This is a genomic window from Catenibacillus scindens, assembly GCF_014202115.1.
GTDB lineage: Bacteria > Bacillota > Clostridia > Lachnospirales > Lachnospiraceae > Catenibacillus > Catenibacillus scindens.
The window spans coordinates 84,651-93,317 of record NZ_JACHFW010000014.1; the positions used below are offsets into that span (position 1 = coordinate 84,651).

Below are 8,667 nucleotides of genomic sequence, written 5' to 3' on the forward strand. Positions count from 1 at the left end.
TGATACTCCCGCGTTGAACACCCTCAAAGTATTGCGCGGCGCACCCATAAGCATGGGCCGGGGTGAAACTCCCGTGAGGTTGCAGCTAACAACCGCCCGTTTTTGCCTTTTGACGAATATAGTTTATCCATACAGGAAAAGGAGGTTTTTCTAATGGATAAAAAACAGACAATTACAACCGAACGCAAAATAGGGAAAATCACCTATCTTGTTCAAGCGTTGCCGAGTGAAAAGGCAACCGATACAATCCATAAAAAGATTGAGAAACTCATTGTAAAGGATTTGCAGAAAAAGCCCGGAAATCCGGGATTTTTAGCGTCCGAGTAGTGCATTAGGCGGCGGGATATGGTATAATGATAGCAACACATTATACCTGTTTATTCGGCTGTCGGAAAGGAGGACTAATGTTACAGTCGAATAAAATCACCGCCCTTTACTGCCGTTTAAGTCAAGAGGATATGCAAGCCGGAGAAAGCGGAAGCATACAGCACCAAAAAATGATACTTCAACGCTATGCGGACGAACACCATTTTTTGAACACAAAGTTTTTTGTGGACGACGGATTTTCCGGCGTGAGTTTTGAGCGCGAGGGGCTGCAAGCGATGTTGCAGGAAGTGGAAGCCGGACGAGTGGCGACGGTCATTACCAAAGACCTTTCCCGTCTTGGCAGAAACTATCTGAAAACGGGCGAACTCATAGAGATTGTATTTCCCGAAAACGGAGTACGCTATATCGCGATCAACGACGGAGTTGACACAGCGCGGGAGGATAACGAGTTTACCCCCTTGCGGAACTGGTTTAACGAGTTTTACGCCCGCGACACAAGCAAGAAAATCCGCGCAGTTAAACAGGCACAGGCGCAAAAAGGCGAGCGCGTCAACGGGGAATATCCATACGGCTATATCCCAGACCCGAACAACCGCCACCACCTTATACCCGACCCGGAAACCGCGCCGATTGTCAAACAGGTTTTCGCTATGTTTGTTAGCGGCGTGCGTATGTGCGAAATCCAAAAATGGCTTGCGGAAAACAAAGTCTTGACGATTGGAGCGTTGCGCTATCAGCGTACAGGACAGGCGCGGTATCAGCGGGCAATGATCGCCCCCTATACTTGGCCGGACAAAACGCTCTATGACATATTAGCAAGGCAGGAATATTTAGGGCATACCATAACCGCGAAAACTCACAAGGTATCCTACAAGTCGAAAAAGACCCGGAAGAACGAAGAAGAACAACGCTATTTCTTCCCAAACACCCATGAGCCGCTTGTTGACGAGGAAACCTTTGAACTTGCGCAAAAGCGGATTGCTACCCGCCACCGCCCGACAAAAGCAGCGGAGATTGATATTTTTTCCGGCTTGCTGTTTTGCGCTGGTTGCAGACATAAGATGTATTACCAACAGGGCGTAAATATCGAGCCGCGCAAGTTTTCCTATTCTTGCGGCGCATGGCGCAACAGGGCAAGGACAGGCAGCGAGTGTACCTCTCATTATATCCGCAAAAACGTACTTCTTGATTTAGTGCTGGAAGATATGCGGCGGGTTTTGCGGTATGTTAAGGAACACGAACAGGACTTTATCTGTAAAGCTACCGAGTACGGCGACATGGAAGCGAGAAAGGCATTAGCGCAGCAGCAAAAGGAACTTTTCAAAGCACAGGCGCGTATGACCGAACTTGACACGCTTTTCCGCAAGCTGTATGAGGACAACGCATTAGGCAGACTGACAGATGAACGGTTTGTGTTTCTAACTTCCGGCTATGAGGACGAAAAGAAATCCCTTGCCGCAAGGATAGACGAGTTACAACAGCAGATCGCAACCGTTACCGAGCGAAAAAGGGATATATCAAGGTTTATTCAGATTGTCGGGAAATACAGCGACATACAGGAATTGACCTATGAAAACGTCCATGAGTTTATCGACCGTATTTTGATACATGAATTAGACCGGGAAACCAACACCCGGAAAATCGAAATCCATTATAGCTTTGTCGGACAGGTTGATACCGAGCAGGAGCCGACGCAAGTTGTCAACCATGACCGCCGCAACATGGTAGATGTAAAAAGTATCGCTATCTAACCCCAGCAAAAGTTACGCCGGAAACGCCGTCGTCAATGAAAATGTCGGATTGGGGAAACCGTTATCGGCTGCGTACTTCAAAAGGATTTTCTTCTGGAAAGCAATTTGTCAAGGGTGTTTTTTACCAAAACCACGTGTGAGACAACGAGGCGAGTAACACGAATGTTTCGTCTACAATCTGCAATATACCGAGGACAGAAACGTAGTTCCTTTCGCCTCGAACCGGGCATCCCCCTGGTGGGCTTTTGCCACGGCCCGGATGGAGCTGAGGCCCACGCCGGGCGCGCCCGCCCGCTTGCTGGAGAGGAACTTCCCGTCCTCCTGCCGCGCCTGCCCGTCAAAGCTGTTGTCCATGGTGACGGTCAGGACGCCGTACTCCAGGGAGCTGTTCAGCCGGATAAATTTCTCGTCCCCGGCCATGCGCCCACAGGCTTCCACCCCGTTTTCCAGCAAATTGGCGAACACGACGCACAGGGCGCGGTCATCCAGATTTTCGTTTTGTGCAGGAACCGTCAGCCGGGCGGTAAAGGCGATGCCCTCCTGCCGGCAGCGGGCGGCATAGTGGGACACCACCGCATTGACGGTGGGATTTTCGCAGTAGTCCTGAACGGCGGCGGGGATGTCCCGGATCAGCGTGGCGATATAGTCCCGCAGCTTGGAATTTTCATCCCCGGCCATGGCCTGGATTGCCGTCAGATGGTGGCGCAGGTCGTGGCGCATCTGCCGGGTCTGCTCTACGGTTTCCATCAGGAGCTGGCTGCGCTTTTCCTCATCCTCCATTTGCATCTCCAGCAGGCGGGATTCAAAAACCAGCCGCTGACGCAGGGCGGCCTGCTGTTCCAGACCCTCCAGGGATTGCAGCAGCACATAGTAGATGGCAAAGACGCAGACCAGCAGACCAATCCGGCAGAAGAGGAAAAAACCGCTGTCCACGCTGCTCTCCAGATAGGAATCGGTAAAGATCAGCGCCAGAATGGTCACAAACGCCGGTACCAGCCAGATGATCCGCCACAGCCGGGGCGCGTCGGTCCGGTAGACCAGATTGGCCACCTGCCGGAAAAACCGCAGCAGCAGCGGCAGGGTGACACCGTAGAGCAGGATGCAGACAAAGCTGCTGCCCCACCCCTGGATGGGGATGCCAAACACCTGCACAGCAAGCACCGACACGATCCCCCGGATAATCAGCAGATAGTCCACAATCAGCAGATAGGTGAACAGCATTTTGAAGGGGCTCAGGCGCAGGAAACAGCAGTAGATCAAAAACCCCACCACCGCAAACGCCAGCTCCAGATTGCGGAAATACAGTCCGTTGGCCAGGAAGTAGGCGGCGGCCGCCATTTTGCACAGCACATTGACAGTCACCAGCGCCAGAGCCGCTGTGCGGGACCGCCAATGGAAGTTCCAGAACAGGACAAAGGGGATGATGTGGCTGGGCAGCGTGGTGCAGAAAATATAAAATAACTGCTCCATCATCCATCCCCCCTTGTCCGTGCAAACAGAAAGTCCTCATAGGCTCGTTTGGCCTTGGAACGGTTGGAGCGGCTGATGGGGACGTTTTTTCCATCCGCCATCTCATAGCACTGATATTCCTCGTTGATTCCCCGGACAAAGGCCAGGTTCACACAATAGCTTTTGTGGGGGCAGAAAAAGGGCTGCCCCTCCAGCTGGGGCAACAGGTCGGACAGCTTGCCGTAGAGCTGGAGCGTGCCGCCGTCCCTGCGATACAGAAACACATGATGGGCCTTCTGCTCCAGATAGAAAAGCTCGGAAAGGGGGATTTTTTGCGTCTCGCCGCCTTGCCGGATGGTCAGCCGGGGAGCGCTGTCCCTTTGCAGCTTCACCAGATGCAGCAGGTCGTTGATGTCTTTTTGCCGTACAGGCTTTTCCAAGTATTTCAGCACCGAAAGGCGGTAGCTCTCCAGGGTATGCTCGGTGCTGGTGGTGGTAAAGGCGATGGGGATTGTTTCGTCCATCTCCCTTATTTTCCGTACCGCCTCCACGCCGGTCATGCCGTCCATATAAATATCCATCAGCAGCAGATCGAACCCGCCGGGGCGGAACGCTTCCAGCAGTTCCTCACTGCTGGCGAACTGGGCGCAAACGGTGGCGATGGGGGCCTGTTCCAGCAGGGCGAGCAGGGCTTCCCGTTCCTCCGGCAGATCGTCGCAAATGGCAAGTCGTAGTGGTTCCATGGTTTTTCTTCCTCCTGATTTCCTATTTTACACCCGATGCACAAAAATGTCAATTTGTCAAGTACCAGTTTTGCCGCGGGTTGCGGCATCTCTCGTACTGGAAAGAGGCACAAAAATCCCATAAAATATTTCTAATAGCGCAACGAGAGCGCCGCCGAAGAAAGGAGAAATCATGGTCAAAGCATACTTTACCGCCTGCGAGCAGGCGTTTCCAGCCAAACGCACCCAACTGCGGCGGCTCTCCCTGGCCCTGCGGCGGGGCAGAGTGGAGCACATGGAGCAGCTTTGCGCCATACAGCGGGCAGGACCGGAAAAGTTGTTGGAAATCCGATCAATCGGGGCAAAGAGCCTGCCGCTGATTGCGGCGGTCTGCGCCCGATATGAAGAAAATAAGACACCATCACAAGGGGGCGCCCCCTTGCGTGAGACAGGTTCCTGTCTGACGCAGGAATGCCCTACTGCTTTAAGGAGGAAGGAAGATTGAAACAAAAATGGAAGCGGCCACTGGCGCTGCTCTTGTCAGTGGCCATGATGTTTTCCATGTCCGGTACACCTGTGTACGCTGCGGATATGGAAACAGGGGCTTCCGCTGTATGCCCCCATCATGTGCACGATGAGACCTGCGGTTATTCCGAGGGTACGCCTTGCACCCACGAACACACCGACGATTGTTACACCCTCGTGACCCAGTGTGTCCATGAGCATACGGCGGAGTGTTACAGCGACGGGATACTCCCTGCCGAAGGCGAGGAAAAAGCAGCCGACGCCTGTACCCATGTGTGCAGCGAGGAAAGCGGCTGCATCACAAAGGAACTGAACTGTCCGCACGTCCACGATGAGACCTGCGGCTATTCCGAGGGAAGTCCCTGCACCTTTGACCCGTCGGACTGCGAACTCTGCAACCCGACGGACAGCGGCGAACCGGAAGCGCCGGTGGAATGTGCCTGTGAGACCCTTTGCACGGCGGACAGTGTCAATCCTGACTGCCCGGTGTGCGGCGCGGAGGGCGCGGACCTGACCGCCTGTGCCGGAACCGTGGAGGAAGGAGACGCTGCGGAGGAAACGGATCCCGCCCAGAACCCGGCGGAACAGACCATCCTCTCCTGGGAGTGGATCGGGGCGGACAACCTCAACGAGGGCGTGCTGCCCCTGCCCGGCGTCAGCGCAGAAAACCCCGTGGATCTTGACGCGGTGGTTTCTATGCTGCCCACCGGCATCACCGCCACGGTGGGCGGCAGCGAGGAGCCGGTGGAGTTGACCATCACCTGGGCCTGTGAGGACTTCGTCAGCCCGGCCACCGGCGGTACATACACCTTTGCGGCTGCTCTGCCCCAGAGCTACACCCTGAGCGAGGAAACAGCGGCCCTCACCGTGCCGGTCATCCTGGGCGGAGACTTGCTGCCGGTGGATACGCTGGCGACCGCATCGTGGTACGGACTTTCAGTTGCAGGTACCAGTATCTCTGGCGGGGGCTATTGGCTGAATGATTCCAGCACTGGCGGAATTACAAACAATGGCGCCAGTGCGAGCAACTACAACGTCCACTTTGACGCCAATACAAATACCCTGACCTTGAATAATGCAAACCTGACAAAGGCATCAATGCAAGGTGCGATCCTATTTGTCCATGCTGCGAACACAACAGACGTTACCATCAACCTGATTGGGGACAATGTTTTGGAGAGCAGTAATATCTACGGCATCTATACAAAAAACACCAATATGACCATCACCGGCAGCGGCAGCCTTACGGTCAGCGGCAGCCAATATGGTATCGCTGAATCTGACGAGCAACCATCGAATAGTACTTTTACTTTTACCATAGCCGGCGGAACCGTCACAGCGACCGGAGGCATAGCCGGTACAAGGCTTTCGAGTATTGGATCCATCCAAAATACCCTTTTGTTGACCGGCGGCAGCCTGACCGCTGAGGGCGGCAAGTACGGCATCCATATGCGCGGAAGACATCCGGGGGATGAGAAAACGATCACCGTTAGCAGCGGAGGCTCTCTGGTGGCCTCCGGCGATACCTACGGTATATATTTTGACGCTGAAACTAGTGGGAATCCAGCGTGGCGTATCAATGTAAATTCCGGCGGCAGTTTGGTAACGAACAGCACATCGGTCACACCGACAGGCTCCGGGGGATGGCTGCTGTACGGCGGCAACACGCCGACCGTAAATGGAACCGTAGCGCTGCCGATGGACCTCACCATCTCAAAGGGCACTGCCCTTTCCATTGCCAAAGGCAGCAACTTTATCATCCCTGATGGAGTGGTTTTGACCAACTACGGCATAATCGGTAATCAGGGTACCATCAGCGGTAATGGACAGATTATCAATTACGGCGGCATAAACAGCTTCAACGGCGGTACCAACAACGTTGCTAATACCGTGAACCGCAGTGTGATGACTGTCACGTCCAAGCCTAACACTAGGAATATCCCATATGGAATTTCCGTGACCTTTACCGCTGCGCTCTCCAGAACCGATGCCGGCGGCATGGTTCGATTCAAGCTGGACGGAGAGATTGTGACAGAAGCCGTGGTGAGCAATGGCAAGGCCAGTATTACGCTTGAAGGCCTGGAAAAAGGCAGTCATACGGTCACTGCGGAATACACAGGAGACGGAACCTATGCGTCGGAAACGGGCAGCTATCAATTTCAAATCGTTGATGGCTATACCATTACGATGAAGACCAATGGCGTCGGCTCCATCAAACCAAATAACAATACAATCCAACCAGTGGCTGAAAACAAATATGCCTATGCAGCGGGAGAAAGAGTCGACCTGAGGACAACTGCACCTATGGGCTACGAGATTAGCTACGTTACCGTCGAGACGGAAGATGGCCGGGTGATAACCCCCAATATTGTGTTAAGTCAGGTTTTCTTCACAATGCCGGCGGAAAATGTGACTGTCTACGCCAGTTTTGCAGCAGAAGCGGATGTCTTTGCGGTGAATCGTGCCCATAGCAGTATAGAATTTTTTGTAATGAAGGACCTCAAAATTTCGCAGGAAGGCCTTGCAACACAGGATGAAGAAGCCATTGAGGCCTGGCTCGAAGCGCGGATGAACTCAACTGTGAACGACGATACCGTGACGTGTACCGCTGAGGTGACCTCGTTCACGCCCGCTGTAGCCGGTACGCCGAACAATCCGGCAGGTACCAACGGCAGTTTTTCCGTTGACTGGTCGGTGCGCAAGGGTGACGCGATGAAATCAAGCACCAGCGAGGGAACGATCACCCCTGCAGTCTTCCAGGCAGAAATAAGTGGAATCGAGATCAAGACCCAGCCTACTAAAATGGACTATTCCTTCGGCGAAACATTGGATCTTTCCGGGCTGGTCATCACGGTGCATTATGAAGGCACCGATGATACAAAGGAGGTCGCCTGGAGCGCGGACAGCGGCATCACCGCTGACCCGGCAAACGGCACAGCACTGTACGCCTCCCAGCACAACGGCAAGCCCGTTACCATCACCTATGAGGGCAAGACCGCCACGACCAGCGCACTCACCGTCGGCAAGGCTGACCAGACCGGCTTTGCCTTTACAGGTGAACCGTACAGGGCCGTCGCCTGCGGGGACGAGCCGTTTGCCGTCGAAGCCACCGGCGGACAGGGCAACGGCACCGTGACCTATGCCGTCACTGAGGGCCAGGACGTTGTCAGCGTCAGCGTCAGTACCGTGACCATCCTCAAGTCTGGCACGGCCACCATCACCGCCACCAAGGCGGCGGACGAGGACTATAACGAGGCCACCGCTACGCTTGTTGTGTATGTAACGCCCAAGCAGGTCGACGGCGTCTATCAAATTGGAACGGCCAATGACCTGTTCTGGTTCGCGGGCCTGGTCAACGGCACCCTGGAGAACGTGGAACAGGACACCGCCGCCAGCGCGGTGCTGACTGCGGACATCGACCTGAGCGGCGAGACCTGGACCCCCATCGGCAATTATGATCAAAGCAGCAGACCCAATAACAAATACGCCGGCACCTTTGACGGCGCGGGCCACACCATCGAGGGCCTGAAAATCGAATCGAGCGCCGATTGGCAGGGATTTGTGGGCTACCTGGGCGAAGGTGGCGTCATCGAAAACCTGACCCTGGGCGAGACCTGCTCCGTCACCGGCGGTGACTACTATGTGGGCGGCATCTGCGGCTACAACAACGGCGGTATCATCGAAAGCTGCACCAATGCGGGCACGGTCACCGGCAGCAACAATGTGGGCGGCGTCTGCGGCACCAACACCGGCGGCACCATCACCGACTGCACCAGCGAAGGCACGGTCACCGGCAGTGGCAGATGGGTGGGCGGCGTCTGCGGTCTCAGCCGCGGCACCGTCACCGGCTGCACCAACGAGGGCACGGTTATCGGCAGCAACAATGTGGGCGG

Annotated in this window: 6 protein-coding genes; 4 read left to right on the forward strand and 2 right to left on the reverse strand. The window is 54.9% G+C overall.

Features of this window, described 5'->3' with window-relative positions:
- Positions 1 to 153: 153 nt before the first annotated feature.
- The gene (locus tag HNP82_RS14390) at positions 154 to 327 is read left to right on the forward strand and encodes a transposon-encoded TnpW family protein (RefSeq protein ID WP_002604472.1); all 174 of its coding nucleotides are present in this window, start codon (positions 154 to 156) and stop codon (positions 325 to 327) included.
- Positions 328 to 404: 77 nt separating this feature from the next.
- Positions 405 to 2,078: a recombinase family protein gene (locus tag HNP82_RS14395; protein WP_002604471.1), complete on the forward strand. Its 1,674-nt coding sequence runs from the start codon at positions 405 to 407 to the stop codon at positions 2,076 to 2,078.
- A 171-nt stretch (positions 2,079 to 2,249) separates the two neighbouring features.
- Here the strand turns inward: HNP82_RS14395 and HNP82_RS14400 are convergent, their stop codons facing one another.
- Both HNP82_RS14400 and HNP82_RS14405 read right to left on the reverse strand, forming a co-directional pair.
- A complete protein-coding gene (locus HNP82_RS14400) occupies positions 2,250 to 3,551 on the reverse strand; it encodes a GHKL domain-containing protein (RefSeq protein ID WP_183775794.1) in 1,302 nt (433 codons plus the stop codon).
- A complete protein-coding gene (locus tag HNP82_RS14405; RefSeq protein WP_183775796.1) occupies positions 3,548 to 4,270 on the reverse strand; it encodes a LytR/AlgR family response regulator transcription factor in 723 nt (240 codons plus the stop codon). The genes HNP82_RS14400 and HNP82_RS14405 overlap by 4 nt, the downstream gene beginning before the upstream one ends.
- Before the next feature lie 172 nt (positions 4,271 to 4,442).
- Here HNP82_RS14405 and HNP82_RS14410 point away from each other — a divergent pair, with 172 nt between their 5' ends.
- Together HNP82_RS14410 and HNP82_RS14420 are read left to right on the forward strand one after the other, a co-directional pair.
- The gene (locus tag HNP82_RS14410) at positions 4,443 to 4,754 is read left to right on the forward strand and encodes a hypothetical protein (RefSeq protein WP_183775798.1); all 312 of its coding nucleotides are present in this window, start codon (positions 4,443 to 4,445) and stop codon (positions 4,752 to 4,754) included.
- On the forward strand, positions 4,751 to 8,667 hold a 3,917-nt coding region (locus HNP82_RS14420), incomplete at its 3' end, for an Ig-like domain repeat protein (protein ID WP_243164784.1). The genes HNP82_RS14410 and HNP82_RS14420, both read left to right, overlap by 4 nt.